The following is a 16,821-nucleotide window of genomic DNA, read 5'->3' as shown; positions in this document are numbered from 1 at the left end:
CGGTGTCCGTGGATTTTCATCCATCCGCCACCGGTTCTTTTCCCACTCCGTCTGATATGTTCTGCTGATATCCCCTTTCAATACTCTTCCTCAATATTTCTATACTCTCGATTATCCCTTATCCAATCCATTGAAACTGTAATAAATAAACATGAATTCGCAAAACACACACAGACGACTGCATTAGCCTGCATCAAATTTTCTTTGACATTTTAATTTTACTATTTACTATCATCATTTCAATATTGGACAAAAAAATCGACAATCTTTTTAATTTTGATTCATATCCTGGACATCCTGATAACAGTCATCACATACAAACGTTTCAATGCCCATCAGGTTGGTATAATGATTCAGTTCCTTATCAAAATTCTTTCCGCAGACGCCGCATTCATGTGTATGTTCTTCACAGATATAGCATGGATCGCCTCCTGACGTCTTGAATTCCTTGGTCGGAGTCTCTCCGCACCATGCGCATGGCTCATCTGACGTGTATCCGCCTCCTGTAATCGAACTTACCGCAGAACATCCGGCGCTCATCATAAGAAATACCGCGCATACAATTCCTAATACAGCTTTTTTCATACTTTTTCTGATCATTTTACTAACCTCCTCTTTTTAATAAACGATTTCATCCCGGACTATTTCAGAGAATCCAGCAGAGAACTATCCGTTATATATGCCTGAGGCATTTTACCGTCTCCCGGTTCTTTGTATTTGCTCTCATCTTCTCCAAAATTGGCCTCATAGGTTTTCTGGCTGGACAGATTTCCATTGGAAAGTGTATATTTATACACTGCTTCATTTCCCATATGTACCTGCATGCAGTAAAAGCCGCCGCTGCTGCACACATAAAGACTTGTATGCCCTCCGGCAAATGTATCCAGCAGAACCGCTCTTCCGCCATCATATGTATAAATCTTCCACATATAGTCGGCCTCACAGGTTCCATTTCGTACAATCAGTTCTTCGGTTCCATCCTGATCTGCATCGTATACATGGTATTCCAGATATTTACCGCCCTGATTCTTATATTTTGAATATGTATCATCCAGAACCTTCTGATAAGCAGCCTTCATGCCGCTTCCCGAACTGCTGCTTTCGGTGTCTGCGGCTTCTGTTGTTTCCGTTGTGCTCTCTGCAGCCGTCGCAGCGCCGGCGCTGTCCGTCTTTTTCTCAATCTGGTTGATTTCTTTCATATTGTTTCCGTCCAGATCAGCCAGATATACGCTTTGTGATTCTTCAGACGCATGGTCAATGCAAATCAGCATTTTATCTCCAACTACATCGACGGAATACTGACCATCATTTTCTATGGTAGTCAAGGTATCTTTCTTACTGTCGTCCTCGTTCTGGCAGTATAACTTGACTTCCGTCTGACTGTCGTCATTGGCAGACAAATAGAGACTGGTTCCGCAGACGTTGTTCAGCGCTTCGTCTGCCACGGTCTCAGTTTCTTCTGTATCCAGGTTATAGGCATATGTTTTGGACTCTTCCGCGCCTGCATAATAATAAATATATTTGTCGTTTCCCATAATGGAATGTACGGATGGAATGCCTTTGCTCAGGCTCTTTGTATCTTTGCTCTCCATATCATACTGACAGAGATCTTCCAACATTTCATCGCCGGATTCACTGGCCTGGGAATAATAGATTTTCTTATTCTGGACATAGATGCCCGTGCTGGTTCCTTCGTAACTGGCCGCAGCTGCCGGATCATCATACTGCTGGTCTTCTTCATTCCATGATAAGGTCTCAATTTTAACTTCAGGATCAGTCAGCCCGGCCGTCATATCCGTGCTGGAGCTTTCTCTGGAAGCTACATAAATCGTATCTTCATCCATTTTCATGCTGGCATCAGACAGCGCATCCATTTCATAAAGGACATCTTCCTCGCCAGTATCCAGATTCATCGTACAAAGAGAATAATCATAGACTCCGTCCTGACTGGTATCTTTTGCTTCCAGATAATAAGCCATCCGATTGCTGATCTGGAAATCAGAAATCCTTGCCGCAGAAGGATCGATTTCTTTGACAGATTTATTATCACTTCCATCCGGCTGCACGGTGTAAATGCCGTCCTGTCCCGTATAATAAATCTCGCCGTTGCTCATGGCAGAAAATGTATTTCCGGTGCCTCCCTGCTCTTCTGTCATGATTTCATCAAGCAAATCATTTTTGGTATCTCCCTTGTTATTCTCAGCTGTCTCCTGAGTCTTTTGATATATGTCCGGCGTTTTCGTAGGATCCGGATTGTTATCTTCATTTCTTCCATAAAAATCCGATTCCGCAGATGCCAGCTGATTTGACTCACTTTTTCTTAGGAAGGAAGATCCTATATTTTCACTTCCTATCCTCAGAATCGAAGCGGCATCATCATAATCCCCCTGATCTTCATAAATTTCCGCCATCTTAATATAAGGCTCTGCTTTTTTTGGCTTAATGCCGGAAGCCATGGCATAAGAGATCAGAGCCTCTTCATATTTTCCTTCCTGCTCATAAGCGGCTGCCTGCTGAATCCAGTCGCTGTACTGCTGGCTGCTTCTGTAAACCCGAAAACCGATAAAACCAACAATACAGATCCAGAGTGCCACTGCAATTCCAATGATTGTATACTTTTTGTTCCTCATGCTAAATCCCCTTTACGTCCATGATGTTTGCTGAAAACCGCTGTCATCAGTGATTCCCTGAAGTTTACGTCTCAGTTCGTTTTTAAAGCTGCTCTCACTGCTGTTAATTACTTTCTGATTGTCTGTTTTCTCTTCAAGATTCAATAAGAACAACAGATCTCCGTACGCCATGTTTTCCTGACTGGAATCATATTCTTCAAAATACTCCCGCATCAGCATTCTGTCTTTCAGAAGATCGATTCCTATGGTCTTTCCATGCGCCGTTCCGAGTTCTGTCTTGTCCTCACCATCCTGAGCTGTTTTGTAGAAAGTAAATCCGCTGTCCTCATCCCCCCTGGAATAATAAACATCTCCGTCATAAAGATTTTGAAGCTGACCGTCCGCAATCTTTTTGTTTTCCTTTGTATCCATATTATAACAGTAAATCTCCGGATCTCCGCCTGCTTCCAGAACATAAAAGCACTGCTCTCCTATGATTTCTGCTTTCGCAACCTCTCCGGAGGAGGCGGAAGGAAACTGAAACATATTTTTCGTCTGCTGTGTTTCCAGATCTTCTCTCCACAGACTTGGAGCTCCTCCGCTGTTATCCATCACATAATATATGTAATCCCGGTTTACTGTAACGGACTGGGCATGGTCTGCCTCAAGCCGTTCATTCTTCCCGGTTCCATCCTTATTCATCGTTCCTATGATCACTGTCCCCGCAGAATTTTCATACTGATAATATACTTTATTGTGATAAAACCAGATATTTTCCGTAGTTTCCGGAACATCCAGCAGCTGGTCATAACTTTTGCTGTCTACATCAACCGCGTAGATTTCTGACTGACTGCCTCCTGTTAATACGAAAACGGTGACTCCGTCTGTTATAATCTTTGTAACCTCATCTGACTTTCCATAAGTCGCTGACGCCAGTGGAAGTTCCACGATTTTTTCCTTATAATTTCCATTCTGATCCATCTGACAGATCTGTGTATTTTCAGCGTAAATAATATTGTCGCCGAAAAGGACCGATTTCATATTACCCTGTCCGGAAATACCATAAAGGATCTCATCCGTCAGATCTGTGATCTGTTTTTTTGCCTGGTCTTTGTTCCGTGCAATATCTCTGCCCTGTGTCTCCGTATATTCCGGCACTGCTGCCTGCTCGTCAAAAATCTCTGAGCCGTTCATCTCAGAAAGTTCCTGCTTTTTATCCTGAATCTGATCCGCACTGTTTACCTTCGCTTCCCCAATCTGAAGGATTGCGGCAGCCTTGGCGTCCTCATCCTGCATCATATAAACATTGCACATGCCCACATAGGCTTCTTCATTTTCCGGATCCTGATCACAGGCGGCCGCATAGGCTACCAGCGCTTTGTCATAATCCTTGTCCCTGCTGTATTCTTCGGCAATTTCAATCCGCTGGTCATAGACCCGCGATGAAAGAAACAGATTCCACACAATCAATCCGGCCGCAAATGCAAAAACCGTTGCTATGACACCCAGTACCAGATATTTGGTTTTGTTCTTTTTCTTTGCCTGCTTCTCCGCTTCCAGCCGGCTTTTTACGATCGTTCCGCACCTGGGGCAGAACGCGGCATCGTCCGGCAGCTGCTTCCCGCATACCTCACATTGAATCATGGCTGTCCTCCTCTATCATCTGTCTTTGCGCTCATCACTGCAGTATAAACTGATTTTCCCCGCTGCTCAAACTCAGCAGCGTTCCTCTCTCACAAATCACAGGCTCTCCTTTTGGAAACCGGCTGCCATCTGCGAAATAAACGCCGGTGGATGAATAATCCGTCACTACGTAGTTATCAGAAATCCCCTGAAAGATAATGCCGCAGTGTTTCCGGCTGATTTTTTTATTCAGCAGCACCAAATGGCTCTGGCTTCCGTCCCGGCCCAGAATGATTTCCTCACCGTCTTTGACTGTGATCTCTGTTCCGGCATATTCGCCCTTTTTACAGAAAATCGTACTTTCCATTCCTGTGTCGATCACAGGAGGCATAAGCGTAGACGAACCTTCCTGCATTTCTGTCAGCGCCATTGTATCCTCCTCCGGAGCCTGCGCGGTATCCTGTCCTGCATGTTCCTGATATCCGGCTCCCTGTTTTGCCGCTGCCCGGTTATATGCCCCGCAGATTTTATTTAAATTGGCAAAAAAGAGATGATCCGCGATCAAGACTCCCGCAATCGGGAAAAACGGCCACAGGATGTAGGACCATCCGCCTTCTGATATCATAAGATTATACTTGTACCCGGCACTGCGCATCCGGTTTCCCTGTTTGTATTTCAAGTAAATGATATAAATGCCAATGGTAATAAGGCCCAGCAGACAGACCACAATATAATTCGGTGTTCTGTCGCTGTCTGTTTCCTCTGTATATCCACATGCAGTATTCAGATCTTTGCATACATGCCACCAGAAATAGATCCCATAAATTCCGACAGTCAGAATGGTAAAGATCCAAAATTTAATCACCCCTCTGTTTTCTCTCAAATTTTCCATATATTTTCCTCCCTGCTCCATTACCTCTTATCTTTCGCAACTCTCCTTAAAATCACTCCGCTGGCAATCAGACAGACCAGCAGCATGACCGCAAGCACTGCCCATTTCTGCATAAGATTATTTTCCGCAAACTTATAGAGTGCTTCCGTTTCGTGCTCAATCATTGGAAAGTCTTTCTGCATCTTAAGATCCAGAGAGTTCAGATTGGCTATGGTTCCATAGGCTCCAATGGACCATTTGCTGATAGTAATGTCAGCAATCCGTTTGCCGATCCCCTCCAGCTCAAATATAACGCCGGAAAACAGCAGCTGCAGAATCAGAAGAAACGGCGCGATCACCATGGCCTTGTCGCCGCTTTTTACACTGGCAGATACTAAAAATCCCAGCGCCGCTGCCGTTATGATCGTAATCCATGTTGTCAGGAACATAGCCGGAGCATTTTTGAAAAATCCCAGATCCTGATCTGGTGTTCCGATTGCCGTAAAAAAGATTCCCGAAATCAATGCTGCCTGCAGCAGTGAGATCACAATCTGCACACAGAACTTTGCAATAATGTAAAGTCCCAGATTCAGCCCCGACATATATTCTCTTTTCACAATCTTTCTTTCCCGGCATATTTCCTGGATGGAATTAAACAATCCGATCCAGATTCCGGCGCAGGTCAGAGCAAAGAGAATATTCCTGGTAGATTCATACAGTTTAAACACATCTTCATCTGAAACGATTTTAATCAGCAGTGAGATCAGCGCCGGCTGCAGAAGCAGAAGGATCAGTTTATTTTTCTCATTCCAGAGAGATTCAAATGACCGCCCCAAAAGGCTGGCAAACTGCCGCCCCAGCAGCGCTTTCTCCTTTTTAAATTTATCATTCTCTTCATTTTCTTCCGGATAAGAATCCTGATGAACAAAACTTCCATCGTATTGTTCTTTCCAGAATTCTGCATCTTTTGAGGTTTTTATATAAGCGTCCGTGAAATCGTCTGTATCGAAAAACATCTTCGCCTGATCCGGACTTCCATAAAAGCAGAGCCTTCCGCCGTTTCCCATGAAAATAATCTTGTCGCACAGATGGATGTTCTGGGTCGTATGAGTGACCATAATGACCGTTGTCTTCTGGTTCTTGGCCAGACTGCGCAGAGAGTGCATCAGATTCTGCTCGGTTCCCGGATCCAGTCCTGAAGTCGGTTCATCCAGGAAGAAAATCTTCGGTTCTCCCAGGAGCTCCACCGCTATGCTGGCCCTTTTTTTCTGTCCGCCGGATAATTTCCGCACCAGAGTGTCCTTGTGGTCATCCAATTCGACTACTCTGATCGCTTCCAGAACTTTCTGACGGATTTCCCCGCTGGTCATATCCTTCGGGAATTTTATTTTTGCCGTGTAATACAGCATCTTGTACAGGGTCAGATTTTCATAGATGATGTCCTCCTGCGGCACATATCCCATGACATTTTTCAGCCATTCTTTATTTTTCTTCAGATCAATTCCATTATAATAAACCTTTCCCTGGAAATCATCGTCAAAACCGTTCATGACATTCATCAGAGTTGTCTTTCCCGCTCCGGATCCGCCGATGATCGCGATAAATTCGTTGCTTCCGATCTGGCAGCTGACGTCTCTCAATATCTGCTTTTTCTCTCTTCCGACAAATTTATCAATATGCTGCAGTTCCACCTGGATACCGTCAGCCTCTATTTTATAAAATAATTTCCCATCGGTATAGATCAGAATGTTTTGATAAATCTGGATGACATCCTGCTCTCTCAGAACATGTTTATCATGAATCAGCTTTCCGTTGACAAGCGTTCCGTTTCTGCTGTAATTCAGCAGTTCATAGCCGTCATCTGACGGAACGATGCCGCACTGGTTTCTTGACACATATGGTTCCGGAAAAATAATATCACAGCCGCTTCCCCGTCCGATCTTTATTTCTTTCTTCCCAAGAAAATATTTATCCCAGATTTTTTCCTGCTGTTCATCCTCATAGATGATCAAAACGGAACTTTCCGGATGTTTTCTGCTGAGAATCCGAATCATATCCCCGGAATACAGAGCCACTGCCTGTTTTGTATTTTTCAACAGCGCTCTTCCTTTCCTGCTTTCTACGTAAGTCCCGTTTCTGCTGTTTAAATCCGTGTAGCTGATTCCATCGGCGGTTTTTAAAAAAACGCCATGACTGGATGAAATAATGTTTGACGCCAGACAGATATCATTCTTTTCTCTGGACCTTCCTATGTATATTCTATTTTTCTGGCACTTTTCCAGATCAAAATTCTGGACAGCTCCACTGCCCAAAATAATCGTAAGACGTTTCACTCTTTTGTTCTCTCCCTACTTTAACCGGAAGGCAACTTCCCTGCCTCCAAGATATACCTCGGTGCCCGGTTTGATAATAACTTCTTCTCCCAGCGGCAGTCTGGTTCCGCCTGCAAGAAAACATCCGCTGCTGGAACAGTCGATAAGTCGATACTGACATATTTTCTCATCAAATGATACTTTACAGTGTACCTTGCTGATTTCTTCTTCCTCCAATATGATATGGCAGGACGCCGGATTTCTTCCAATGACGATGACTTCTTCTCCTTCCATTGGAAATTCCATATCCATGACGCTTCCTTTGATTCCAAGAAGCTCTCCCGCCTCGACACTTCCTTCCATCATTGTTTTCCTGCGGACGATTCCAAGCACGATGATGATAACAATGACCGCCTGACATCCGACTGCGGCCCAGAGTCCGTATCCTGCCAGAGGCACTCTGAGCTGTCCGACAATATTCCGGAGAAATGTGCTGAATATTTCAGAGTCTGCTGCTGAGGAAAGGATGCTGCCTCCTATGATGCCGGAACTGCTCAGTTCATCGGCTACTGTATTCTGAACAATGCTGGTGATGACTTCCGGCATTTCATAAAACAAGATCAGGTATAAAATAATATTGACCGCCGGAATGAAAATCAGTTTCTCATATCCGATTTTTTCTGCTGCCGTCAAAACGATTCCAGCGATATTCAAAATAACCGGAACCAGCAGCAGAATCAGAATCAGCCATTTCATCGCAAAGGAAGTCTGGATTACCATTTTTATCTGCTCCCATCCGGCCATTCGGATGATGGTTTCCGGAATCTCTATATTTCCAAGCTGGGGCATGACCGCAGACAATGCTTTTCCTATGCTGCCGCTTCCGCCAGTCATAACCTTCTGAAATTCGCTTCCTGTCAGATCCATATATGGAAGCAGCAGTGTCAGACATCCCAGGGCAAAAACAATGATCAGCATCACTTTCTGTTGTTTTTTGTTCAGATCAAAGTGCTTCATTCTTCTCCCTTCTTCCCAATGTCTTCCCAGCTGAAATCTTCTCCGCAGAGCGGAACAAACATAAGGTCTGTTCTTCCAATGGTCAGCACATCATGATTCTTTAATTTGTCCATGCTGAGTACAACTTCATCGTTAAGATAAAATAATTCTCTGGACTCCCCTGCCTGAGCAATAAATTCTCTCCTGCGTGGTTCATAAATAATGATGGCATGCTTGTCTCTGGACACACTCCGGTCTCCCCGGATGACTACATCCATGTTCGCGCCGCGGCCAACGAAATTCTTTCCGGCATGGAGAGGGAAGGACTGTCCGTACATTTCGCCTTTGATGCACACCAGCCAGCCTACAACAGGACGAGGTTCATGAGGATCTCCAAAAAGTCCCACGGTAACCGGATCATCATCATAATCCGGTTCCGGCTGAATGTTTCTGAACGCTCTTTCCTGAACAGTTCCTCTTGTCTCCGGCTCTGTCATCTGCGTTTCCGTCCGATACGGTTCAGGTTCCGGAATTTCCACTCTGTGAACATCTGCAGAGTCTGCAGGGATAGTCACAGACTCCTCGTCATCTGTCCGGGCGCTTCCCATGTCTTCCGGCGGATTTTCATAGATAGACATGGTCTGCTCGTCTAAAGTCTGTGTCTCGTTATCCATCTCTTCCTCAATGGCTGCGCAGTGAGGGCAGGCAGCAAATTTGTCCTGATCGTAAAAATGTCCGTTTTCACATCTCTTTAATTTCATCTTCTCATCCTCCAAATCTCATCATTCATTATATTTGATCAACACAACGGTTGTGTTATCCTGCTTTGATATGGTTTCTTCCTCTGCCTTTCTGGTCAGGGCCCTGGCTTTTAAATTCCACGGAATATTGTGATTTTCCACAACAGCCCGCATCTGTTCTTCGCTCAGTGTCTTATACAGCCCATCGCTGCACAAAAGAATCACATCCCCATCTTTCAGCTGCATCGGCTGCTTCGTTACATCCAGGATCAGAAGATTTCCCATCCCTACAAAGCTGGTCAGCGCTTCCGCCTTAGGTTCTTCCTTTTTGTATTCCGCTTCTGTGATCATATCCTGACGCAGCATCCGGTCCAGCTGTTCCCGGTAATTATGCAGCCGGTTCAGCGCATGGATCTTCGAATTGCGGATCAGATAAATCCTGCTGTCGCCTACGGACGCGCAGTACATCTGATCTTTGTAAATGATCACTGCTACCAATGTCGTACCCGCGCCCAGTTTTTCATGATGTTCATCCCGGGCGTCAAATACATTCTGGTCGATCTTCACGATTTCCTGCTCCATAAACAGCGGAATATCCTTTACCTCTGCCCGGTAAAAATCTTCGATAAACTGTGTCACCGCCATCTGGCTGGCAACCTCGCCGGCGTTTAATCCACCCATGCCGTCACATACAATTCCCACCGTGAGGTTTTTCTCCGACTGAACAAACGCAGAATCCTGCTGATTTTTCCTGGTCCCCAGAATGCTGTCCAGTGAGGTCCGGATCTTATATTCTTTTACATCTGAATTATAAATCTGTACCGTAGGAATGTCGCCCTGATTCATATACTTACTCATATATTACCCCCACTTTAATGGTGCAGATATTCTTTCCCATCTGAAACATCTGTCCCGGGTAGGCAATCTGCATCTGATTTCTTCCAATTCTGATTCCATTTAAAAAGGTTCCATTTGTAGAGTAATCTACGATACGAAACTGATTCTGCACTCCGTCATAGTAAATCTCACAGTGCAGCTTGCTGATTGCCGGAGCATGATCTGCCACAATGTTGGATTCCCTGGAAGACCTGCCAAGCTTTACTTTATAATTCGGAGGAATTCGCCAGATCTCGCCTTTGTTTTCTCCCTGCATCACTTCCAGATAAGGATATTTGTTCTTGGCAACCGTGATTTCTTTTTCGTAAAAGGCAGAAATCAGTTCCCTGACTGTCCTCAGACGTTTCCCTTCATCCAGTTCCAGCGCCATATCGATCACATTGGAAATCTTCGTATTAACGCCAAGATTCAGATTTTTTAATTTTACATAAGTTTCTCCTGCCATCCGGTCCATCGCGTCAGGAATTCTCCTTCCGGACACAATGTAATAATACGTACTGGCAAGAGCGTAAACATCCGTAAACGCGCCCTGTCTCCCTGTCCTGCTGTACTGTTCCGGCGGCGAAAATCCCGGTTTATATACGATCGGCCCGTCATTGACATGTTCATCTCCCATACTTTTGGCATTTCCAAAATCAATCAGCTTGATTTTCCCGTCTTTTAATAAAATGATATTGCCGGGGCTGATATCCCGATGGAAAATATGAGCCTCTTTGTGAACAATGGAAAGCGCATCCCCGATCTTATAAATAATCCGGTTGGCCTCATCCACCGGAATCCTGCCTCCCATCTGCCGGACTCTGTGGGAAAGATCCTGACCGTCCAGGTATTCCATAACAAAGTAAACTGTTCCGTTTCCAAAAAAGTAATCTGTGATACACACTACTTCCGGTATGTAGTTTAACCTCTGAAGCATTTTCGCCTCTTCCAGAAATCCCATTTTGCCGATGCGAAAGTCTTTTTCGTACCGGCTGTCTGTTGTTCGGATCGCAATGCCGTCCGTATCTCTGACGACCAGTCCCCTTGGCGCATATTCTTTGATCGCGCATTCGATTTTATTCAGAATATCATATGCCTGATATGTAATCCCGAATCCTCCGGCGCCCAGCTTTCTCTCAAGCACATAACGATTCTGGAGTTTTATTCCGTTTGGAAGTGCATTAATTTCACTGGCACTCATACTGTTCTCTCCTTCATTTCACATTTTATTATGGTGCTTCCTGCACAGAGGACATCACCATTTCTGAGAGGTATCTCCCCTTCTATGATTCTGCCATTGCATTGTGTCGGATTGGTTTTTGACAGGTTCCGGATCCATATCTCTTCCCCTTTCTCAAACAGCACAAACTGCTGTCGTGACATGGTCGGATCATCAAAATAGAGATCCGAATTCTGGTTGCGTCCAACCATCAGACTGCTGTCAATTTCTGCCGATATTCTGGCCGCGATCCTGTCATCCGCGTACACTTTGAGCATAATTTCCGGATGATGTCCTGCTTCCAGATGTTCCCTGACCGCAACCTTGTTTCCTCCCGGCTTTGTTGTTTCTTCCTGTACTGCTTCCAGATTCTCCGGTTCCCGCGGTTTTTCTTCTGCCGTCTCCGGTTCTTCTCTTTTCTTCTTTCGAGTCCGGAAGACTGCGAAAACACCGCCTCCAGTCAGAACCGCTGCCAGAAGAAATATCGGTCCGTAATGATGGACAACATAATTTTTCCCTTTCAGTCTGACTGTTAATTCTTCCGGTTCCGTCTTTTCCATGGAATCACTGACAACATCACTGCAGTCTATCGTATACTCTCCCTGATAGATGCTGTCCTTCATCTGCAGTGTGGAATAGTAATCTCCATCTTTTTCCGCATATTTTGCTTTCAGAACTTCTGCCGGATGTTTTCCCTGATATAAAATCCGAAAATGATCCGGCTCATCCGCTCCCGTCATACTCTGATTATAATATATCCGGATCTCTTTGTCTCCGGTCTTTTCCGCTTTTGAAATTTTCGCTTTCTCTCCGGCTTTCTGATACCGGGTCAGATACACTTCTTTCTGTACCTGCTTCTTTTCCTGTTTAAAGTTCACAGACAGAGTTTCTTTCTGAAACGTGATCTTATTGCTGCTTCCTGCAAGCTCCACGATCTGGAATTCATCCAGGTAATCTTTCAGATCCTCCAGCGAAGGAAAATCTCTGTATTCCCCTCCTGTCTCCCTGGCAAATTCTCCCAGCGCTTTTCGATTAGCCCTGTTTTTAGCGTCACCGTTTTCAATTCCCTGTGCATACAAAGAAACTGATTTTTTCTCCAGCACATCCAGCGCTTCCGCTTTGCTTGCCTCTCCTCCGGAAAAATCTTCTCCATCTGTCAGCACAACAAAAATATTTCTCTGCCCGGAATCTGCATCGATATCCTGCGCCGCCTGTTTCAGCGCTTCAAATAACAAGGTTCTGTCATCCTTCCCTTTCAGGCGGTCAATCTTATCTGAAACCTGATCCGATGCCTTCTGATCCTGAAACACAGTTGTCACTTTCTCTCCAAATGTCATCAGCGTCCATCGGTCTCCCTTTCCCATTTTCCTCTGAAAAGATTTTAGTTCCTTTTTCATCTGCTCAAAAGTGCCGGAAGGAACCGATGAGGATATATCCATCAGAAAAACGTACCGGCTCCCCTCCCGGTCTTTATCAAACCGGCTTACTTTTTCAGTCTCAAGAAGTTCCTGTCCCAGATAGGCTTCCACATCATCTTTTGATAACATTTTATTTTCCGTATCATGCACATATAAACGGATTTTCGGCATATTCACTTTTGCCTGTTCAATTACTACTATATCCGCTCCATAAACAGGCACCATGAAAATTCCCACTGCCAGTATCAGGAAACATACCGCCAGCCTGTTTCTCCATCTCATTTCCATACTCGATTCCCTCTGCAAAAAGCTACAAACTCATATTCATTCTCCCCACAGGAAATCTGATCCCCTGTCCGGATCTCCGCTGCATCCATCTGCAGCTCCCCATTTAGGCAAACAATCTCCCCTGCCTCCGGCGCCAGATAAAACCGGTTTCCTTTCGGATCATATATGATACATATTTCCCGGTTAATCTTGTTCTTTCCGGCATAGATCTGAAAATCCTTTCCTTTCTCTCTGCCTTCTGTCGCTACCAGCCATCCTGCGATATAGAATCTTCGCTTTTTTTCTTTCTTTGCCACTGATATGTAAATGCCCTTTTGTTTTCGTGAATTCATACAGTAAGGGCATACAGGAAATTTTTCATCATCATACACGTGGCCTCGTTCACATTCAACCAGCGCCATCCATTTCCTCCTTTTTTATCCCTTTTCTCTATTCTAAATCACAAGTGTTCTGCAAGCAAACTTTTATCCAGATTTTCTAAAAATTGATACATGGATTTTTTTATACTCGTCTCATAAATCTCCAGAACCCCCCAGTTCTGATTTTCTTTTTCAAAAATAAGCAGTATATTTCCGCCGGTTTCCGTCAGCATAAGAAAATTTTCCGGAACAGGAAATAATTCAGAATGAATCTTGCAGCTCTTTCCTTTCTTCTCCAGCAGGGAATCCCTCCATGAGTCCCTTTTCTCTTCTTCAATCTTCCATTTATTAAAAGACGCGTCTTTTGTCTCTTCCTCAGAAATGAAAATTTTTAAATTTTTTGCAGTCTTTCCTTTCCATTTTTCCATAAACAGATATCCGGCATAATCGCAGCTGAGCACTGCGTCAATTTTATGCATGCTGATCCACCGGCCTGCTTCTTCCAGGTTCTGACTGATTCGAAAAATCTTACTTGTCCTTTTTAGAAAATCCTGGAACATTTTGTGAAATACGTTTACTCTCTCCCTGCTGCAGTCATAAATTGCATACTCATAGTCAGACGTTCCCTGAATCACTTCGTCTCCTGCCACGATCACACAGGGAAGAAGATTCAAATTATAAAAATGAGACTGGACATTATCATAGTAATAATAGGCCTTGTACTTACATTCCGATATAAGAAATGGTGAAATGTGGGTAAAATTACTCAGATTATAGGTGTTTCTCTCTCCATTTTCTCTGCTCTCCATGCAAATGATATGCTGGATCTCCACATTCTTATTCTCGCAATAGGAAATCAGCATCTGCTGGATAAACGCATAATCCGGCTGTCCGATCACACATATTTTCCCGGATTCTTTCTGAGCTTCCCGCTTTATGATCTTTCGTATTTCTCCATTGACATTCTTTTTTCCATACAAAAATTTCTTTTTCCCCTGTGTTTCCGGATTTTCCTTTGACTGTCCCCATTCCACCGGAAGATTTCTATGTTTTTTCAGACTGCTGATCAGATGAACAATATAGCTGCGCTCCTCATAAATATCTTTTCCGATCATTGTAATCTGATAAGATTCAATCAGTCCTCTCTTTTCATAAGGCGAAAGTCCCAGGGCATCAGCGATGCGGTATACCATCTCCACGTTTGCCGGATGTCTGGTTCCCTGTACGATCTTATACATATTTGCTCTGGAAATATCGCACATTTGAGACAGACTATATACTTTCTCGTTTTTCTGTTTCATATATTCTTTTAATTTATCTGAAAAAATACTCATCTCTCTTCATCCTCTTTTTTACTGTCAGCGCTTTTATATTCTTTTACTATTTCCTGCAGTCTCCACAGTGTTTCTTCCGTCTCATATACCATGGAAGAATGATCCAGGGCATCTATAAAATGAAAGAATGCATCGGTTACACTTCTCTCATATAATACAAAGAAACACCACTCATGATTATTCTTCCGAAAAAGCAGAGACACCTGAACATTATCAAAACAGCTGATGTACAGATCATCCGGCATCACAAGAGCATCTGGTTTCAGCATATAGTGCATGATCTTTCCTTCTTGAATCTGCTGGATTGCTGTCTCGATAACCTTCAGACGGGATTCCAGAGGAATTTTATTGCAGTATTTATAATATGGATCTGCCAGATAACCGGTTTCCATGTATTCCCGTACCCAGGATTCTTTGAAAAATCCTTTGTATTCCGTAGTTGTCCGAAGCATTTCATTTTCCAGTTCCTTATTTCTTCGAAGAAATGCTCTTGACAGCTTGCCCATTTCTCCTTCCACATTAAAATAATCCATGGATACGTCAAAAGGAGTCGCCACAGATCCCAGCATCGATGAAAAGATCAAATGCTTCTTAACCGGCACCACTCCGCAGATTTTTTCGTCAATTGCTTTGCTGTATGTATTAATGATATCATTAATCCCCGGTTTCATCACAAACATCGGCGTTACTTCTTTCATATAGCCGCGGATAATATTCATAAAAAACTCCCGGGCCTCGCTCCCCCAGTCATGGACGGCACACTGATAATTTTCTGACATCTGAAGGATATGATCTCCGATCATTACCATATACGGGAACACATTCAGATTATGAAAATGGGATTCCTGTTTATCATAATAATAGTAAACCTGATAATCTGAACTGCTCATGATCAAAGGCTGCATTTTGAGCAGACAATCCAGATTGTATTTTTTTGCCTCATAACTCTGTCCGCCCTGCAGACATATAATATGAGAAATTTTCAAATTCAGCGTATCGCTGTAAAGAGACAGAATCTGATATGGGTATTCGTACTCCGGCTGGCAGAGCAGATAGATCTCTGTTTCTTCTTTCTTTTGTTTTTCCAGCAGAATCTGTATGAATTTATCAATATTCTGCCTTCCATATATGACCTCTTTTGACTCTGTGGCTGATTCCCCCTCTAAATCATCTTTCACACCCCGTGACATAGAATCCTGATCCCGTAAAACAAGCCGCTGCAAAAAATCGATGATACATTTCTTTTCATAATAATTAGCTTCTCCATCGAAACCGATGTCATAACTCTCCATCAGCTGTTTCTTATCAAACGGCGACATTCCCAAAGCGTTTGCTATGATCTCCACGATTTCCCTGTTCTCCGGAAAGCATTCACCCTGGCAGATTTTATAGAGTTCCATCACACTGATGTTCGTAGCCTGTGATACGTCAAACACTGTGATATTATTTTTCTTCATATACTGCTTCAATTTTTCTGCTAAACCTGTCATCCTCTCTTTTACATCCCCTTTCTTTTGTATAAATTTTCTTAAATTTTAATAATAATTTCAATATTAGACAAAAGATTAGACAAGTTTTTCTACTACAGTTTACATATGAAATAAAAAATAGGCTTCGCCTATTCAGCTCCCCCTGCCCCTCAATCATGAGGGGTTAGGGGTTTTCTTTTCTTACTCTTTCCTGCATAATAGTCTTATGAATATCTTACAAAAAATCTTTACACACCATTATGAAGAAATCAAATATACCCTCCATCCCAGAAAGACTGAGATGGATAATATCGACAAGATGTTAAACTGCGGCGATCCTTCCTTTGGCGGTGCCATGTACGGCTGTCCCCACTGCGGCAAGTTGAAATTTGTCCCTTTCCGTTGTCGCAGCCGTTTCTGTCCTACCTGCGGAAATAAATACGCCATGGAACGCTCCACCTCTATGCTTTTTAAGCTCATCAATGTCCACCATCGTCATTGCGTCTTTACCATTGATGAAGATCTCCGTGCCTTTTTCCTCCAGGACCGCTCTCTCCTGAACTGTCTCTTCCATTCTGTTTCCAGTGTCATCTCCCGTATGTTTTTCAAGCTCAATCAGACCAAAAATTTCACTCCCGGATATATCATGGTCCTCCACACTTTTGGCCGGGATCTCAAATGGAATCCCCATATCCACTGCCTCCTCT

The 16,821-nt window shown here is 43.7% G+C and carries 14 protein-coding genes; 1 reads left to right on the top strand and 13 read right to left on the bottom strand.

Translation table 11 applies throughout. The features are described 5' to 3' along the window. Positions 1-270: 270 nt before the first annotated feature. The 13 genes from JMF81_RS04565 to JMF81_RS04505 are packed head-to-tail and all read right to left on the bottom strand — an operon-like array spanning position 271 to position 16,135. On the bottom strand, positions 271-600 hold the full coding sequence (locus tag JMF81_RS04565) for a hypothetical protein (RefSeq protein WP_201310273.1): 330 nt from the start codon (positions 598-600) through the stop codon (positions 271-273). Positions 601-641: 41 nt separating this feature from the next. Next, complete coding sequence (locus JMF81_RS04560; RefSeq protein ID WP_201310272.1) at positions 642-2,630, bottom strand: DUF5050 domain-containing protein; 1,989 nt, start codon at positions 2,628-2,630, stop codon at positions 642-644. Positions 2,631-2,642: 12 nt separating this feature from the next. Beyond that, positions 2,643-4,253 carry a DUF5050 domain-containing protein gene (locus JMF81_RS04555; RefSeq protein ID WP_201310271.1) on the bottom strand — a complete coding sequence of 537 codons (1,611 nt, stop codon included), beginning with the start codon at positions 4,251-4,253 and terminating at the stop codon, positions 2,643-2,645. Positions 4,254-4,287: 34 nt separating this feature from the next. Then, entirely contained in the window at positions 4,288-5,124 is an 837-nt protein-coding gene (locus JMF81_RS04550; protein WP_201310270.1) for a DUF4234 domain-containing protein, read from the bottom strand. A gap of 20 nt (positions 5,125-5,144) precedes the next feature. Beyond that, positions 5,145-7,436 carry an ATP-binding cassette domain-containing protein gene (locus JMF81_RS04545; RefSeq protein WP_201310269.1) on the bottom strand — a complete coding sequence of 764 codons (2,292 nt, stop codon included), beginning with the start codon at positions 7,434-7,436 and terminating at the stop codon, positions 5,145-5,147. 15 nt (positions 7,437-7,451) lie between these two features. Then, on the bottom strand, positions 7,452-8,432 hold the full coding sequence (locus JMF81_RS04540) for an FHA domain-containing protein (protein WP_201310268.1): 981 nt from the start codon (positions 8,430-8,432) through the stop codon (positions 7,452-7,454). After that, entirely contained in the window at positions 8,429-9,172 is a 744-nt protein-coding gene (locus JMF81_RS04535; protein ID WP_201310267.1) for an FHA domain-containing protein, read from the bottom strand. Before JMF81_RS04535 ends, JMF81_RS04540 begins: the two co-directional genes overlap by 4 nt. Positions 9,173-9,193: 21 nt before the next feature. Next, the gene (locus JMF81_RS04530; RefSeq protein ID WP_201310266.1) at positions 9,194-10,009 is read right to left on the bottom strand and encodes a PP2C family protein-serine/threonine phosphatase; all 816 of its coding nucleotides are present in this window, start codon (positions 10,007-10,009) and stop codon (positions 9,194-9,196) included. Beyond that, positions 10,002-11,228, bottom strand: coding sequence for an FHA domain-containing serine/threonine-protein kinase (locus JMF81_RS04525; RefSeq protein ID WP_201310265.1), 1,227 nt, complete (start codon positions 11,226-11,228; stop codon positions 10,002-10,004). The genes JMF81_RS04530 and JMF81_RS04525 overlap by 8 nt, the downstream gene beginning before the upstream one ends. Next, positions 11,225-12,952 carry a VWA domain-containing protein gene (locus JMF81_RS04520; RefSeq protein ID WP_201310264.1) on the bottom strand — a complete coding sequence of 576 codons (1,728 nt, stop codon included), beginning with the start codon at positions 12,950-12,952 and terminating at the stop codon, positions 11,225-11,227. Before JMF81_RS04520 ends, JMF81_RS04525 begins: the two co-directional genes overlap by 4 nt. Continuing rightward, a complete protein-coding gene (locus JMF81_RS04515) occupies positions 12,943-13,353 on the bottom strand; it encodes a hypothetical protein (protein WP_201310263.1) in 411 nt (136 codons plus the stop codon). The genes JMF81_RS04520 and JMF81_RS04515 overlap by 10 nt, the downstream gene beginning before the upstream one ends. A gap of 38 nt (positions 13,354-13,391) precedes the next feature. Then, entirely contained in the window at positions 13,392-14,645 is a 1,254-nt protein-coding gene (locus JMF81_RS04510; protein ID WP_201310262.1) for a helix-turn-helix domain-containing protein, read from the bottom strand. Next, complete coding sequence (locus JMF81_RS04505) at positions 14,642-16,135, bottom strand: helix-turn-helix domain-containing protein (protein ID WP_201310261.1); 1,494 nt, start codon at positions 16,133-16,135, stop codon at positions 14,642-14,644. Before JMF81_RS04505 ends, JMF81_RS04510 begins: the two co-directional genes overlap by 4 nt. A 205-nt stretch (positions 16,136-16,340) precedes the next feature. Here JMF81_RS04505 and JMF81_RS16755 point away from each other — a divergent pair. Then, positions 16,341-16,821, top strand: a 481-nt coding sequence (locus JMF81_RS16755) for an IS91 family transposase (RefSeq protein WP_201310260.1), incomplete at its 3' end; no start/stop codon positions are given.

This window comes from Anaerostipes butyraticus (genome assembly GCF_016586355.1).
In the GTDB taxonomy this organism is placed as follows: domain Bacteria; phylum Bacillota; class Clostridia; order Lachnospirales; family Lachnospiraceae; genus Anaerostipes; species Anaerostipes butyraticus.
This window is presented reverse-complemented; position numbering and strand designations above follow the sequence as displayed.